The following is a 15,412-nucleotide window of genomic DNA, read 5'->3' as shown; positions in this document are numbered from 1 at the left end:
CGGTCATACGGGGTCTCGTTCTGCGTGGGGGCGTACGTCGCGCGCGGCGCAAGGTGTACGGCGGCAGCCGGTTCCAGCCCCGGGGGCTGTCGGCGTTCGTACCGGCTTCTCCGGGCCGGGGCGGCGGAAGCCGAACCCGTCCCGGGAGTCAGGGTCGCGGAGTTCATACGCGTCCCCCGGTCGGGGTGGAGTGCCGGTCCGTGCGGGCGGCGCCACGCTACAGGGGCGCCGTCAGCCGCGGACGCGGAAGACGGAAAGTACCTCCCCTCGGGCGCACCGGGGGTGTGCCGTCGGCGGCCTGGTGGCCAGGGCCTCCACGGCGTCGTCTCAGGCGTGTCTCTGTGGTCGTCTGCGGAGCCAGATGAGGGTGGCTGCGAGGTGGAGTGCGGCCTGGTAGGTGATGGCGGGTTTGTCGGTGTGCATGGTCAGGCGGCGCCACTGTGTCGGGTGGTTGATGGACCGCTCGACCGCCTGAACACCCACATCGAACGACTCACAGGACGCCCCGGGACCCTTCAAGCCCGCCACATCCGAAACTGGCTCGGAGGGAAAACGCGGTGGCCGCACGAACGGCAGCGCCTCGCCCTCGAAGCGGAATTCGGCGTGAGCGCTCAGGAACTCGGGTTCATCCCCTCACGCAGCTCGCCCTCCGGACGCACCGACCAGGCACCCACATCGGAGGATCCGTTGAACCGACGCACCCTCGCCGCAGGTGCCGCAGCCCTGGCCGCCTCCACCCTGCTGCCCGTCCCACCCGCCATCGCACGACCCCGTGTCGGCATGACCGATGTCGACGCACTCGAGCGACGCTTCGCCGAACTCGTCGCCGCAGACAACGCCGCCGGCGGCACGCTCACACTGGAGACACGCGCCTTGGGGTTCGCCTACCATGCCCTGGAGCGAATCCAAGCCGGCACGGCAACCACCCGAGTCCAGCGAAGGCTCTACGCCAGCGCAGCAGCCTTCACGGGCACGGCCCTGTGGGCTGCCTACGACGCACACGAGACCCAACGCGCCGAACAGCACTTCGAGCGGGCCCTCAGCTACGCTCGGCTGGCACAGGACCCGATCGTCGAACTCCGACTCTGGAGCCACCAGGTCCTGCTCGCCGCTCAGCAGCACGGCGCCACGAACAAGGCACTCGCCGCAGCGGAAACGGCCCGAAGCTCACCGGCATGCCGACGGGACCCGCTCTACGGCTCCCTGGCACTCGTCCGACTCGCCGGAGCCCAGGCCGCCGCGCGCGAACACACCAGCGCCCTGCGCTCCCTCGACCATGCCCGCACAGCCCTCGCCAAAGCCGACCCCGCGACAACAAGACCACCCTGGATCGCCTTCTACGACGAGGCAGAACTCAAAGGGCTTTCCGGTCTGATCCTCGGCCAAGGCGGACGCCACGAGGAAGGCGAAGCCCACCTCCACGCAGCACTCACACAACTCCGCCCAGAATTACGGCGCAACCGAAGCTACTACTCCGCAGCCCTCGCACTCACCCAGCTCCGCCAAGGCGAGATTGAGCTCGGCTGCGCCACCGCACTCGACGCCCTGCCCGAACCAGGCAACGAATCACTCTCAGCGCGAACTCGCACGTTGTTCAGGACATTCCACCGCGAGCTGCGCGCCGTGGCTGCGGACGCCTATTGTGCGGCGGAGTGGACCGACCGCTTCATCAACATGAGAGGACTGCAGCCGTGACAGTCGAGATCAGGCAGGTGACTGCGGCCCAGCTGCCGATCATCCGTGAAGACGTGCTCGACATCCACATCGAGGTACGCCACCACGACTTCGGCCTGACCGGCGACTTCTACTCGCGCGAGCGATTCAACGACCGCCTGACCGCGTACTCCTCACGCCCGGGATGGTCCGCCGTGATCGGGTACGACGAGGACCATCAGCCCGTAGGGTTCTGCTTCGGCGTTGCACTCGCCGCAAACACCGGCTGGTGGTCATCGATGAAGAACCCGCTGCCCGATGCGTTCACCGCTGAGGACGGCCGGCGGACGGTAGCGCTGAACGAGATCGTGGTGCGCAAGCCCTGGCGCGGCACGGGCGTCGCCTGGCAGCTCCACGAAGCATGGCTGTCACAGCGTCAGGAGGAGCGAGTGACACTCCTGGTCAACCCAGCAGCTGGCGACGGCTCTGTACAGGCCGTCTACGAAGCATGGGGCTACACGAAAGTCGGCGACCAACAGCCATTCCCGGACTCCCCGGTCTACGCCACCATGCTGCGGCCTGTCCACCAGTAGAGTCGACCGGGGCAGGCACGACCACCTTGACCAGGGAACACCCCCGCGTGCGCGGGGACCGGGGCCACTACCTCCTGCACCGCGCCTGGTACGGGGGAACACCCCCGCGTGCGCGGGGACCGGCTGCGTACGACGGCGGAGACGACCAGCGCAGGGGGAACACCCCCGCGTGCGCGGGGACCGGACCACTCCGCCCGAACCCGGGCCCACGATCACGGGAACACCCCCACGTGCGCGGGGACCAGCCGCGTTCGCGGAGCTTTCGCTTTGCTTCCTCGGGAACACCCCCGCGTGCGCGGGGACCAGCAGCGTCGCGCTTTCGTCCTCGGCGGTGTCCAGGGAACACCCCCGCGTGCGCGGGGACCAGGACGACGGCCGCGGTGATGGCGCGACGCCACTTGGAACACCCCCGCGTGCGCGGGGACCGGCGTGCTGGTCCGGCCCGGCTCCCAGGGCCCGAAGGGAACACCCCCGCGTGCGCGGGGACCAGTCCAGGACTGCGCCGAGGGTGAGCTCGATGTTGGGAACACCCCCGCGTGCGCGGGGACCAGGTCAGGACCGGTGTCAGGTGCTTGCGGCGCTTGGGAACACCCCCGCGTGCGCGGGGATCGGCTCATCGCACGGTCTGCGGTAGCGGTGCTGACGGGAACACCCCCGCGTGCGCGGGGATCGGCCCACCAGGTTGCTCCACAACTTGCCCTCCAAGGGAACACCCCCGTGTGCGCGGGGATCGGATGTCCGTCCCGGCCCTCGGCATCACCATGCCGGGAACACCCCCGCGTGCGCGGGGACCGGCCGGCTCAGTGCCAAGGCCCGCAACCCCCTGCGGGAACACCCCCGCGTGCGCGGGGACCGGTTCTCCTTCGCCTTCCTGTCGACTGGCTCGGCGGGAACACCCCCGCGTGCGCGGGGACCGGTCGGTGGGCGGGGTGCCGGTCCGGCGCCGGGTGGGAACACCCCCGCGTGCGCGGGGACCGGCTACTACTCCGCGCTGACCGGCGCCCCGTACGGGGAACACCCCCGCGTGCGCGGGGACCGGCACATCGGTCCCCAGGTAGGTCCGTGCGCCTCGGGAACACCCCCGCGTGCGCGGGGACCGGCCCGAGATGAACGGCGGCACCCAGCTGCCGATGGGAACACCCCCGCGTGCGCGGGGACCGGTCGAAGGTGCCGGCCTCGGCCTCCTCGTCGACCGGAACACCCCCGCGTGCGCGGGGACCGGATCACCGCCGGATCAACGTGGCCGGAGTACGCCGGAACACCCCCGCGTGCGCGGGGACCGGCTTGTCCGTCATCGTCAAAGCTCCATGTCGTGGGGAACACCCCCGCGTGCGCGGGGACCGGTCCTTGCCCAGGTTCCCGGTCTCCTTCAGGACGGGAAGACCCCCGCGTGCGCGGGGACCGGAGGTCGTAGAGGTGGTTGGCCCGGGAAGAGAAGGGAACACCCCCGCGTGCGCGGGGACCGGCCGGGCAAGCGGGTGCGGCCGAGGCCGGCGGTGGGAACACCCCCGCGTGCGCGGGGACCGGCTGGTGGGGCGGTCTCCGCCTACCTGGGTTCCGGGAACACCCCCGCGTGCGCGGGGACCGGGCCATCGACCTGTGCCGCCCGAACCCGATCGTGGGAACACCCCCGCGTGCGCGGGGACCGGGTCGACCCCGCCTTCAGCGTCACCGCGGTCGCGGGAACACCCCCGCGTGCGCGGGGACCGGAGGATCGGGTGGGCCTCGGGCAGGTCGGCCCCGGGAACACCCCCGCGTGCGCGGGGACCGGCCCGCCACGGTGCCGGATTTGGGCGGATTCCAGGGAACACCCCCGCGTGCGCGGGGACCGGAGGGTTCCGCATCCCGTCCCGCCGAACAGGGAGGGAACACCCCCGCGTGCGCGGGGACCGGTGCCAGCGGCCGCGCCACTCGACGTTGACGAAGGGAACACCCCCGCGTGCGCGGGGACCGGACTGCGCCCGCCAGGAGATTCGCCCCGGTGACGGGAACACCCCCGCGTGCGCGGGGACCGGAGGCACTCTCCGCTCGGGCGGTGAGGGCCGAGGGGAACACCCCCGCGTGCGCGGGGACCGGTCGTAGTGGGGGCGGAGCGGAGCCTCGGGGACGGGACACCCCCGCGTGCGCGGGGACCGGGCGCGGTGGCACCGAAGGCAAGCGGTGGGCTGGGGAACACCCCCGCGTGCGCGGGGACCGGTTCAAAGCCCTCCGCAGCGCCGTCCAGGACGCGGGAACACCCCCGCGTGCGCGGGGACCGGCGGGGCCGGGACCTTGTTCCCGTCCCCGACGCGGGAACACCCCCGCGTGCGCGGGGACCGGCCAGGAGAAGATCACGGGGGCTGACGGCCGTAGGGAACACCCCCGCGTGCGCGGGGACCGGGGGTTCGGCATGGCGCTGATGTCGGCGCTGGCGGGAACACCCCCGCGTGCGCGGGGACCGGAACCGCACGACCCGCACGAGGAGCCCGACCGTGGGAACACCCCCGCGTGCGCGGGGACCGGGCAGTGCCGACGTCCGCGACCCAGCCGCCACCGGGAACACCCCCGCGTGCGCGGGGACCGGTCCCGGGTGGTCGCCAACCGGTGGCGCGGGGTGGGAACACCCCCGCGTGCGCGGGGACCGGCGATCGAGGTATTCCTGCTGCTCCTTCGCCGCGGGAACACCCCCGCGTGCGCGGGGACCGGTTGCACGATCACCGGCTCCTATGAGGACGCGTGGGGAACACCCCCGCGTGCGCGGGGACCGGCCCGAAGGCCAGTGCGTGGCGACGATCGCGGAGGGAACACCCCCGCGTGCGCGGGGACCGGGCGACGATGTTCCGCAGAGTGGCGAAGGTGGAGGGAACACCCCCGCGTGCGCGGGGACCGGAGGGCGTGAGCTGCGGGTTTACCGGTGGAAAGTGCTGTTTTTGTTCACTAGCTTGGATTCCGGCAAGAGCCGCATATTGTGCAATTTGCGTTGGCTGTGTCTGGGTTCCATGGGTTATCGATTTCCGTAGCGGCGTCGCTTTGCGGCTTTGCTCCAGCCTTGGGTGGGGGGTGTCGGGGTCTGGGTGAGGGTCGGGTTGGGGCGGCGGAGGAGGGTGAGGCCTTCGTGGTCTGTCGGGTGCCAGGCGTGGCTGAAGGTTTCGAAGGCGAAGCCTTGTTCGTTGTCGGTTTGGTAGGCCAGTAGGGCCCGGCCTCGGTCGGCGTACTGTCGGACTTCGTTCCACAGGTGTTTGCGGATTCGTGCTGTTGGGGCTCCGAGGAAGACTCCGGGGGAGATTTCCAGGAGCCATCGGGTGAGGAGGCCGCGGAGGCCGGGTGGGCAGTTGGCGAGGACGATGACGGTCACCAGATCGGCTCGTCGCCGTAGTTGCGGCCACCGGTGACGTGCGTGTCTCCATCGGACTGGAGGGTGACCCGGTCGGTGTTTTCGGTGTCCCGGGTTCCGTCGTAGCCGAGTACGTCTTTGATGTCTTTGACGCACCGGTCGAGGAGGTGTGTCTGGTTGATCCTGTCTCGCAGGGCCCTGCGGGTGCGGGAGGCGATGTCGTCGATGCCGTCGGCTGCCGCGTCGAATGCTGCGGGGATGGCCACTTCTGTCTTGTAGAAGTCGGCTACGTCCATCACGAACGAGCGTTGGTTTCCGGAGTGTACGAATCCCAGTGCCGGTGAGCATCCCAAGGCCAGCACCACGGCGTGGGCGATGCCGTACATGCATTGGGCGGCTGCGGTGACTGCCTGGTTGGGGGCGTCGCCGGCGGTGAAATCGTGCCGGTCGTACTCGCGTCGCTTCCAGGGAACGCCCGTGCGGGTGGATTCGTTGCGGTAGCAGGCTTTGAGCCGACGGCCTTCCATGTTGAGGAGTTCCGTGCGGGTGCGTTCGGACGGGTCTTCGTCCGGGAAGCGCAGCCGGTACATGGCACGCGCCACCTGGATGCGGGTACGGCGGTTGGCCCAGGCTGCCGCCTGTGCCTCGGCCAGCCCGGAGGAACGTGTCAGGGCACGCCCGCCTGCGTAGTAGCGGACGCCTTGCTCGCCGACCCATGCGACGCCGGCTCCGCTGTCTCCAAGAATCGACATGGCCTGGTGGGTGATGCGGGTGCCGGGGCCCAGCAGGAGGGTGCCGATGGTTGCCGAGGGGATGTGGGTGACGCCTTCGGCATCCGTGGCGGTGATGGCGTTGTCTTCGCGGTGGACCGTGCACCGCTCGAGGTAGACGAATGAGATGCGGTCCCCGACGCGGGGCAGTTCACTCGGGGTGGATGCCCTCCGCTTGCCTGCGCTGCTCATGGGGTCACCGCACCGGTGCCAGGGTCATCAGGCCGCAGCCGTACGCCTTTGCCTTGCCCAGACCCTGGGTCAGGGTGCGGCGGAAGGCCGGCAGGTCAGTGATGCGCAGCAGGCCGTCGTAGGTGACGCGGGTGAAGGTGACCTGGTGTCCGGGCCCTGCAGCATTGCGCTTGCCGAACTGCTCCGGCCGTCGGTTGTGCAGGACGATCTGGTATTCGTCGCCCCGTTCGGTCAGCTGCTGCTCGGCGGGCTTCTTGAGAACTTCGAAGCCCGCAGGCTCCTGCCTCTTCAGCAGCCACGCGAGCTGGTGCCGGGGAGAGACGTGGGCGGCCCTCTTTGTCTCGGTGCCCGGAGGGTCGTCGGGCTTGCGGATGTGGTGCACGGGGTTCGCGGTGAGCCGGAAGTTCCAGGTGTCGCCCGCTGCAAGGCCGTCGAGGAATGCGCCGTAGGCGAAGGTGGTCCAGCCGGGCTGTTCCAGCGTCGGCCAGCCTGCCTGTTCGACGAGGTGGGTCAAGTCCGGGCGGGCGGGGCTGACGATGAACAAGTCGGTGCGGCCGGCGGCGTTCGTGTCGGTGCGCCACAGCACGCGGGGGCCCTGGCCAGTACGGGCGGGCAGTTCAGGAAAGGCCATGTTGACGGCGCCGTGGAGGCGATGGGGTGAGCCGAGGAGCCGGCGTGCCTCGGGCCTGGCGGAGTTGATGGGCAGACGGGTCAGATACATCAGAGTGTCCCGGGGAAGTCGTCGGCCGAGGTGGGGCGAGCGGCTGCAGGGTCGGGTCGGAGTGCGGCGGTGGGGTCGTGCAAGGGGACGGGTGCAGCGTCTTGGCGTCGGCGCGGTGCACTGACCTTGCCCGACCTGATGCCGCGAAGTCCGTACACCCGGTGGCTGGCGTCGAAGCTCACGGGGATGTCACGGAGCTGCTGGTCGGGTTCCTCGGACGCAGGACAGTCGATCAGGAGGTCCAGCTCTTGGGGCGCGGGGACGCCTGCGAGGTGCTTGGCCGTGTGCTCCTGCTGCTGGACGTACCAGCGTGACGCCTGCCAGGGAGCCTCCCTCAGCGCCCGCTCCAGCGGGACTTCAAGCGGCTCGCCCATCTGGACGGGGCGGGAGGGCGGGCAGGAGCGGCGGCCCAGGTACGGCAGGAACTTCGGCTGCTCGATAGCGCGGTGCAGTCTCCAGACCAGGTCGCTGCTGCCCTCCACGCCGGCCACGAACACGGCGTCGGTGAGGTAGAAGCGCTCCGAGAGCGGCATGGCCTTGCCGGAGTCCGCATGGTGCGCGGTCTGGAAGTCGCGCAGCCGCGATCCGGGCTGGTCGATGCGCACGCCGAAGCGCAGCGCGGCGAGATCCGAGAGGTCGGCGCTGCGGGGTCGGCCCAGTGCTGCTGCCAGCAGGCCGAGGACTCCGCTCTTGGTGGGTGCCGGCTCGGTGCTGCGGCGGCTGAATCTGGCTGCTGAGCCCCAGGACTGAAGGGGCCCGGCGAGGCGCAGCAGCAGGACGGTCATGCGGGGGACTCCAGGCGCTCGGCGAGTGCCTCCTGCACTTCGCTGATCAGGTTCGGCAGCGGTACGCGCGACCCGAGAGGGGCGAGCGCCTCGGTTGCCTCGCCCACGCGGAACACCCAGCTGCTGTCGGTCTTGCCGGCCAGGCCGTACTGCTGCTCCAGTTCGGGCGCGTGCGCGGCGAGGCGGGCGCACGCTTCGCGCAGGAATCCGCCTTCGGCGCTCTTGGGCACGGGCTCTTCGAAGGCCCCGACGAAGCTGATGGGCCAGCGGTCGCGGATCTTGACGATCACAGCGTCGGGGAGGGTGTGGTTGCCGAAGGTGTTGATCTTCCCGGTGGGCAGGGAGGTGATGAACGCCTCCAGGAAGGCGGCGGCGGCCTTCGCCGCGGGTGTGCTGGGGGCCTCTCCGTCCCGCAGGCCGAGACCGAGGTTGCGGTGGAGGTCGTTGACGTCCACGCAGGCATACCGGTACAGGGTGGCGGAGTTGAAGTCGATGCTGCCGATCATGCCGGCGCCCGGCTCGTCCGCGCGGCTGAGGTCGTCCACGGCCGTGTAGTAGTCGGACTCGATGTCAGACCGGTGGACGCTCAGGGCGTGGGCCACTTGGGTCGCGGCCTCCACGTTGAGGTCGGCCGAGTCGGCGACCATCCGGCCGAAGAGCGCGATGTCCACCGAGTGACGGGTGTCGACGGCCTCGCGTGCGCGGGCCTTGTTCGTCTTGTCCTTCAGGTGTTCTTTGAGCGCGTTCACGTGGCCGCCGGCGCTGCCCTCGATGGCCAGGGCCGCCAGGGCGTCCAGTTGGCGCGAGCTGAGGAACATCAGGTACTTCGAGGTGGGTGCGTCGGCGTCCTCGCTCCTGGCCTTGCGAGCGGGGGCTTCGATGGCCGATCCCGTGGCACTCTTCAGGATTTCGGCGGCGAGCCCGACCGCGGCGGCGGGCTCCAGGGTCTTGTCCTGGAGGAGGATCCGCTCGGCCAGGGCCTCGGCCACCTTCTTCGTGCGAACCCCCAGCTCTTCGGGGGGCAGGATCTCACCGAAGACGCGGCGGGTGGCGCGCTTCCACGCCTGGCTGGAGACCCTCGCCCGGCGGACACCGCCGTAGAACGCGGACTTGGGAGTGCCCGTGTCATCGCGGTTGAGATTGCTGGGCGGAACGGTCTGCAGGATGTGAATGTCGAGGATCGTGCGGGTCACCATGAATTCCGATCTCGTGGAGTAGGGCTGTGCTGGGGAAGCAGGGGGCTTGGCCTCTGCGGCCGGCTGAGCACCCATCGACGCTGCGGACCTGCCGTACTGCCGCCACCCCCGGAGGGCTTGCCGCGCCGGCCGAGGAAAAACCGGCGCGTGATCGGGGCCGCGCATGCCGACCGCGCGCCGCGCTGTCACGCTGGTGCACCGGCCCGAACGCACCGTGCGGTGTCCTACGGGTGGCAGCATCAGTCCAGAGCGTGCTCGTACGGCCCGTCGACTGCGCCGTTGTCAGGGAGCGGTTCCTCCTGTGCCGCTTTCGCCGGCAGGCGCCCTGCCATACGGCTTGTAGAGGCGGTGGAATTCCCGCCCCCAGGCCTGCCTGATGTCGTCGCGGCGGGCCTCGCTCTGCCAGTGGTAGAGCTGCTCGGCGAGGAGCCCGTAGTCCAGGGGGATCCGGGCATTGCGAAGCAGAACGACCATCTCGCGCAACCGCCCGGACAGCACTTCGGTGTCGGTCGAAGCGCCGATGCGCACGAAGCGCTTGCGGACGGTTTCGCTGGCTTCCTCCACCGGGTCGTACGCTCGGCCTGCCGCGTCTTCCTCAGGGCTGCCCGCGCCGGCCGCAGCCGCTCCGCTCGTCTCATCCGAGGTGGAGGGAGGATCCTCGGTGCCTGTCTTGCCCTGGGCCAGACGGCGCACCGCCCGCCCCAGGGTCCAGCCGGGGGTGTGCATCGAGTCCTCACGGATGGACTGCTGGTGCAGCGCCCAGAGCGTGACGGCGAGGTGCACGGCTGTCTCTTCGCGCTCCTCCTGAAGCCGCGAGAGGCTCCACGCCCGCGAAGTGTTCCTGACAGCCGAGGAAGGAACACCGGCCGCCCGTTGCTCCTCCTGTCTGCGCTGCTCGTCGCGCGCCTGCAGCAATGCTTCGAAGTGGTCCAGACCCCACGCGCCGGGCGAGGCGTAGGGCTCGGTGCCGGCTGCGCGGCGCAGCCTGGCCACCGTTGACACCGCAGACGGGACGTCGTCCCGGTAGCCGGCGTACAGGCGCGCGACGGTGCGGATCGTCACCTGGCGGGGGAGGGTGTACGGGCGGTGCAGGGCACGCCTGCCTGCGGCCGTCGGGGCACTGGTGTTTCGTGCCCCAGTCGTCTCGGCTGTCACGGTGCATCTCCAAGGCGTCGGAAAGTTCGGCCACGCCCGGCAGTTCGCTGACGTCGTTGCCTCGCAGGCATTCCGACGCGACCGGGCGGGTGGGGGTCAGGACGGTCCGGGGCCGGGCGGGTCACTGCCCAGGACCTTGTCCAGGCGGGCGCGGAACATCTGCTCAGCCCGCCCTGCATCCATCAGCCGTTCACCCAGCCCGGGCAAGTCGACGACCCTTCCCTCGGCTGCAGCCGGTCCTGCCGAGGAGACGAGCTGGCGGCCAAGCCGCAGGACGACGTGCCTGACCGTGCTGCGCCACTGGCTGCGGGCCGCCTGCAGATCGGCGTAGCCCAGCAGGTTCCGCAGCCAGGCCCGGTAGGGACCGTCCAATGCTCCGAAGCCGAGGTCCCGGGCCTCCGCATCGCGTGCCTGCGGGATCGCTCCGGCTGCCTTGGCCAAGTGGCCCGCAAGGTGCCCCAGGGCCGTCACGGCGCGCTCGGCTTCGTGAGCGGCGTCAACCGCCGCCGCACCGTGGTGCGGGTTCTCCCTGTGCAGCGTGATCACCGGCAGGACCAGGGAGTCGTCCACGATCTCGTCGATGACCGACTGCTGGGTTCCGTAGACGGCCCCGACCAAACGCAGCCGTACCAACGTCCCGGGCGGCACCTCGGCATGGGCCAAGGCAGTGGTGAACCAGCGGGCGACACCCGAGCGCAACCTCTCTGCAGGCTCGCCCCTGCGCGCCGCCTCGCCCTCCTGCTGCCTGGCCGGCACCAGGGCGCTCAGGCCCCGCCAGGCGGTGCGGCTCGGATCGTGCCGCACCGGCGTATACACCGGCGTACGCCCTTGCTTCTTTTCCTGAACGGGGCTGCGACGCCAGGCGGACATCGGTTCCAGCTGCCAGGGGGAGTCCATGACGAGCGGATCGCCGTAGCCGAGGACGACCCCGGTGATGGCACCGGCTTCCGCATGGAGGCGGACTCTGCGGGACTGCCACGTGTAGAGATCGCGAAGCCCGAGAGGAACGGGTTCGGCCTCCCGCTGCCCGGGCCCCAGCAGTTCACCCCGCCACACAGGCCGGTCCTTGCTTCGGCGGTCGCGGTCCGTGTACGCCTCTTCGAACGCGATCAGGTTGAGCAGCAGGGTTTCTCTGAGATTCGCACCTTCTGCAAAGACCCCGCCCAGGTTGCCGAGAGACCCGACCCCCAGCGGGTAGACCTTGCCGGCCTTGGCCCGCTTCTCATCACCGACCATGGCCGACTTGATCCCGGAGGTGTCATAGGCATGGCAGTGCACCAGCCAGCGCGCCGCCTCCGCGTACGAGAGCCGGGGCACTCCCGACTGCCGCAAGGTGAAGAACGGAGCCCCGACGGGTACGTCCGCAACGATCCGGCTGAGGGGGAAGACCTCGTTCTTCGCCGTCCGCAGGCCTGCCACCTGAAAGAAGGGACGCTCGGGGTGGAGCAGGTCGAACGCGCACCGGTGCTGCTGCAGGTACCCGGCGACGGCATCGAAAGGGGCTGGAGAATTCCAGAGATCTTCCCAGTCCTCCAGCTCCTGGGGGCCGTCGATCGCATCGTGGAGGATGGCCAGGAGCAGGCGCAGCAGTGCTGGCTCCTGGGTGGGGATGTCGCCGACGATGCGCCGGAATTGTTCAGCCTGCAGGAACAGTCCGGCGAGTGAGACCTCGCAGACGGTCCCGTCGTGGCGCTGCACTGGGATCCACGGCAGGGACACCAGATCGAAGGATGCAGGACCTTGCCTTTCGGAACCCTGGCTCTCGCCGGGTGCTGCGGTGATGCCCGCCGGTGAGGTCATGGCCGTCGTCCCGTCGTGCGGGGCAGCATCCCGCTCGCCCGCCACAGCGGTAACCGACCGTTCCCTGGACTCGACCTCGTACTCTTCGTCACCACGGCTTCTGCCACGTGAAGGGTCCTTTTCCTTCCCCGCCTGCTCGGAAGCAGACGCGGATGCGTCGGCCCTGACCACCTGCAGGCCGTCGGAGTTGCAGTAGGACAGCCGAAACCCTGCCACGTGGGCCTGACACTCGGCGTCGAGGACGAGGATCAGCTCACCCGCGAGCCAGGGGCACTCCTTCACCTGCCAGGCCGGGACCCTGAAACGCTCCAGATCGGCAATGGTCCGATCGACCATCCCCGGCGTGCTGAACTGCCTGGGGAGGGCAAGGGCGCTCGCAGCCACGGCCTCGGCCGCCTGCCTACTGGGAGGGAAGTCGACCGGCAGTTCCAAACCGCCGCGCCGCTGCGGCCGGCCGTACTCATCGGGCGGCCCGTCGGGCAGCCAGGGAACCGTCGTCAGCACGCCGTCGGCACGACGCTGGATGACCAAGACCTCCAGCGTCTCCTCGCTGTCACGCACCTGCGCACGCCCCGCCGGGCTGTCGTCCGCATCACCGGCATGCGCTTCCAGCCACCCGTACACCGGCCTCCCGGGACGCCGGACCGGTCCGAGCAGGAACCCTTCCGCCTTTTCCTCCTTCCTGGCCACGAGAATGCGGTGCTCCGTCTCAGCCTCGGCCATCTTCCCCGCCCAGCTGCCGGGACCGACCGGGCCCGGACCGTATGCACGCTGCACCAGCCCGCTGATGTGAGCCGGGAGCTCCACAAGACGGCCGTCCAGATGCGGTTCGAGCACCGCCAGCGCCCGCAACAAGGTGAACTCGCCCTGATAGACGGCGCGAGATCCTGCGACGGGCGCCGGCGGCTCGGCACTCCAGTCGACGCCCGTGACCAGGCAGCGCGGACGCATCAGGCGGCTGGGACGCGGACGGGCGTGACGATGCAGACGGCCCATACGCTGCAGCATCAAGTCCACAGGAGCCAAGTCGGTGACCAGCAGATCAAAATCCACATCCAGCGAACTCTCCACCACCTGACTGGCAACCACGATGTGACGGTGCGGCCTTCGCTCGCCACTCGGCCCGAACCGCGCCAGCAGATCCGCATCTTTGGCCGCCCGGTCAGCCGCAAGAAAGCGAGAGTGAACGACGCTCACCGCGGCAGCCCCGCACCGCTGCCGCAACACCTCCGCCGCCTCCAGAACCCGGGCGACCGTATTGCGCACCACCAGCGCACAGCCGCCGTCCGACAACTCGGCCTCGAGCCGGTCAGCAAGGGCATCGAGATCGTCGTCGAGCCGCTCCACAACGACTTCCGTACGGCGCTCGGATGCTGCCTTCGGACGCACGATCACCGCAGGACCGTCAGGGGAGACCCCGGTGATCAGAGGGTAGGCATCCGCGGCCGCCTCCACCTCGGCGCACGACACCCCGGCATAAGCAGCGGCCAGGGCCCTCCTGCGCTCACAGGGAAGGGTGGCCGACAGCAGCACGACCGGCACCCGGTAAGCGGCGAGCCACTCCAGGACCCGCTCAAGATAGCGACCCATGTACGCGTCGTAGGCATGCACCTCGTCGATGACGACCACCTTGCCGGCCACCGCCAGATGCCGCAGCGCCAGATGCCGCGTCTTGAGCCCCGCAAAAAGCACCTGATCGATGGTGCCGACGGCGAACGAGGCGAGGAGCTTCTTCTTGCGGCCCCGCAGCCACTGGTGAGCGTGCAACTCGGCAGGCATCTCCCGCCCACCCCGCCCATCCGCTGACTGGGGGATCGATTCACACGAGTCCGCATCGCGGTCCACAGCCTCCAGCACGCGGTTCCCCCGGGCCAGGAAACCCGACCACACCTCGTTGAGGGCCGCCTTCGCGTGCGCGAGGACCACAGAATGAGCCCCACCACCATCCCCGAGCACCCCGGTCAGCCAGGCGAGCAGACGAGGGAACATGGCATCGGCGGTGGCACGGGTGGGCAACGCCACCAACACGCCCCCCGCACCCGACCTGGCCGCCAGAATCTCGGCGACCGCAAACGCCGCTTCCGTCTTCCCTTCACCCATCGGCGCCTCGATCACCACCAGCCCGGCGGACGGCATGCTCCGCGCCACCCCCACGGCTTCCGCCTGCACGCCCCGAATGCCCGAGCCGGCCAGGTCGGGAAACCGCGCAGCGAAGAACTCTTCGGCAGAGACCTGGGGAAGTTCCGCCCGCCAGCGGCCCGGAAGGTCCAGCCCTTCCCAAGCCGCCCTAAGACGGCCGCGCTCACCTTCCACACCCCAAGGCGCCCAGGACTCGGGGGCGTACGGGAACAACTCCGAAGCACTCGCCAACCAGTCCGCCATGATCACGAGGCCGGTGAGGGCCACTTGCACCGGCTGCGACAGCCGCACTCGGCGCCACTGCGGCAAGAGATCCGTCACCTGCGCCAGATCCGCACACCTGTCCATGAGCTCGAACTGGACCTCGCGCCACCTCGCCCCACTCCGCCCTCCGGGCCGGAGAAGGTGGGGACGCAGCTGCAGATCGTGAATCTGCTGCGTGTCCGGAGGGGCCCCGTGGTGGCCCCCGATGACCACGGCGAATTGCCCGGCTGCCCGCGCCTCGAAGCCGAAGCGCTCACCCAGCCACTCCTGAAGCAGAAGCTGTCCGGCAAGGCCGTGCGGCGCCATCCGCCGGTCCGACCCGAACGCCGTCCGCGACGGCATCTCCAGACCGAAGTCGCGCATGCGGTCGGCCAGCGACGGCACCTGACAAGCGAACGCACCAGTTGCCTTCCCGACATCATGGACACCGGCGAGGAACCGCGCCAGCCGCTCAGCGTCCGCTTCCTCACCGGGGAGATCCGCACTGATCAAAGACCTCAGCGAATCCGGCAGCCAGAGCTCCCACAACTGGGCTGCAACGGCAGCACTGTCCGCCATGTGACGCCACAGGGGCATGTGACTGTCCGTCTTGCGATCGTGCTTCGCCCACGCCGAACGAGCTGCTGCCGACAGACCGGCGAACGCTTGGCCGCCCCCTGCTGAACCCTGTGTCACATGCCCAGCGAACATGCCGACTGCTCCTCGATGTACGGGAATTGATGATTCCGCCATCCGGCGAGGGGAACGTGGTATGGGCCTGGCGGCACGTCGCCCGGAACGGAGCCCCCCCGATCCGGGCTCGCGTCACGAACCCGGACCGGGGGCGAGGCC

The 15,412-nt window shown here is 70.0% G+C and carries 9 protein-coding genes and 1 CRISPR repeat array; of the genes, 2 read left to right on the top strand and 7 right to left on the bottom strand.

Annotation, left to right across the window (positions count from 1 at the left end):
• Positions 1–780 precede the first annotated feature (780 nt).
• Positions 781–1,695: a hypothetical protein gene (locus ACZ407_RS30250; RefSeq protein WP_468133836.1), complete on the top strand. Its 915-nt coding sequence runs from the start codon at positions 781–783 to the stop codon at positions 1,693–1,695.
• A complete protein-coding gene (locus tag ACZ407_RS30245) occupies positions 1,692–2,246 on the top strand; it encodes a GNAT family N-acetyltransferase (RefSeq protein WP_468133834.1) in 555 nt (184 codons plus the stop codon). Before ACZ407_RS30250 ends, ACZ407_RS30245 begins: the two co-directional genes overlap by 4 nt.
• Positions 2,247–2,279: 33 nt before the next feature.
• Positions 2,280–5,115: direct repeats of the CRISPR family, unit length 29 nt; unit sequence GGGAACACCCCCGCGTGCGCGGGGACCGG.
• A gap of 114 nt (positions 5,116–5,229) precedes the next feature.
• On the opposite strand, the gene cas2e is transcribed toward ACZ407_RS30245, so the two are convergent.
• From cas2e to casA, 7 genes are all read right to left on the bottom strand, one after another.
• Positions 5,230–5,580: a type I-E CRISPR-associated endoribonuclease Cas2e gene (gene cas2e, locus ACZ407_RS30240; RefSeq protein WP_468133832.1), complete on the bottom strand. Its 351-nt coding sequence runs from the start codon at positions 5,578–5,580 to the stop codon at positions 5,230–5,232.
• Positions 5,577–6,521, bottom strand: coding sequence for a type I-E CRISPR-associated endonuclease Cas1e (gene cas1e, locus ACZ407_RS30235; protein WP_468133830.1), 945 nt, complete (start codon positions 6,519–6,521; stop codon positions 5,577–5,579). The genes cas2e and cas1e overlap by 4 nt, the downstream gene beginning before the upstream one ends.
• 4 nt (positions 6,522–6,525) lie before the next feature.
• Entirely contained in the window at positions 6,526–7,242 is a 717-nt protein-coding gene (gene cas6e / locus ACZ407_RS30230) for a type I-E CRISPR-associated protein Cas6/Cse3/CasE (protein ID WP_468133828.1), read from the bottom strand.
• Complete coding sequence (gene cas5e / locus ACZ407_RS30225; protein ID WP_468133826.1) at positions 7,242–8,027, bottom strand: type I-E CRISPR-associated protein Cas5/CasD; 786 nt, start codon at positions 8,025–8,027, stop codon at positions 7,242–7,244. Before cas5e ends, cas6e begins: the two co-directional genes overlap by 1 nt.
• On the bottom strand, positions 8,024–9,220 hold the full coding sequence (cas7e, locus tag ACZ407_RS30220) for a type I-E CRISPR-associated protein Cas7/Cse4/CasC (RefSeq protein ID WP_468133943.1): 1,197 nt from the start codon (positions 9,218–9,220) through the stop codon (positions 8,024–8,026). Before cas7e ends, cas5e begins: the two co-directional genes overlap by 4 nt.
• Before the next feature lie 285 nt (positions 9,221–9,505).
• A complete protein-coding gene (gene casB / locus ACZ407_RS30215; protein ID WP_468133825.1) occupies positions 9,506–10,285 on the bottom strand; it encodes a type I-E CRISPR-associated protein Cse2/CasB in 780 nt (259 codons plus the stop codon).
• A gap of 189 nt (positions 10,286–10,474) precedes the next feature.
• Positions 10,475–15,271 carry a type I-E CRISPR-associated protein Cse1/CasA gene (casA, locus tag ACZ407_RS30210; RefSeq protein WP_468133823.1) on the bottom strand — a complete coding sequence of 1,599 codons (4,797 nt, stop codon included), beginning with the start codon at positions 15,269–15,271 and terminating at the stop codon, positions 10,475–10,477.
• Positions 15,272–15,412: the final 141 nt, after the last annotated feature.

The organism is Streptomyces sp. NPDC030809, from assembly GCF_055572195.1.
This window is presented reverse-complemented; position numbering and strand designations above follow the sequence as displayed.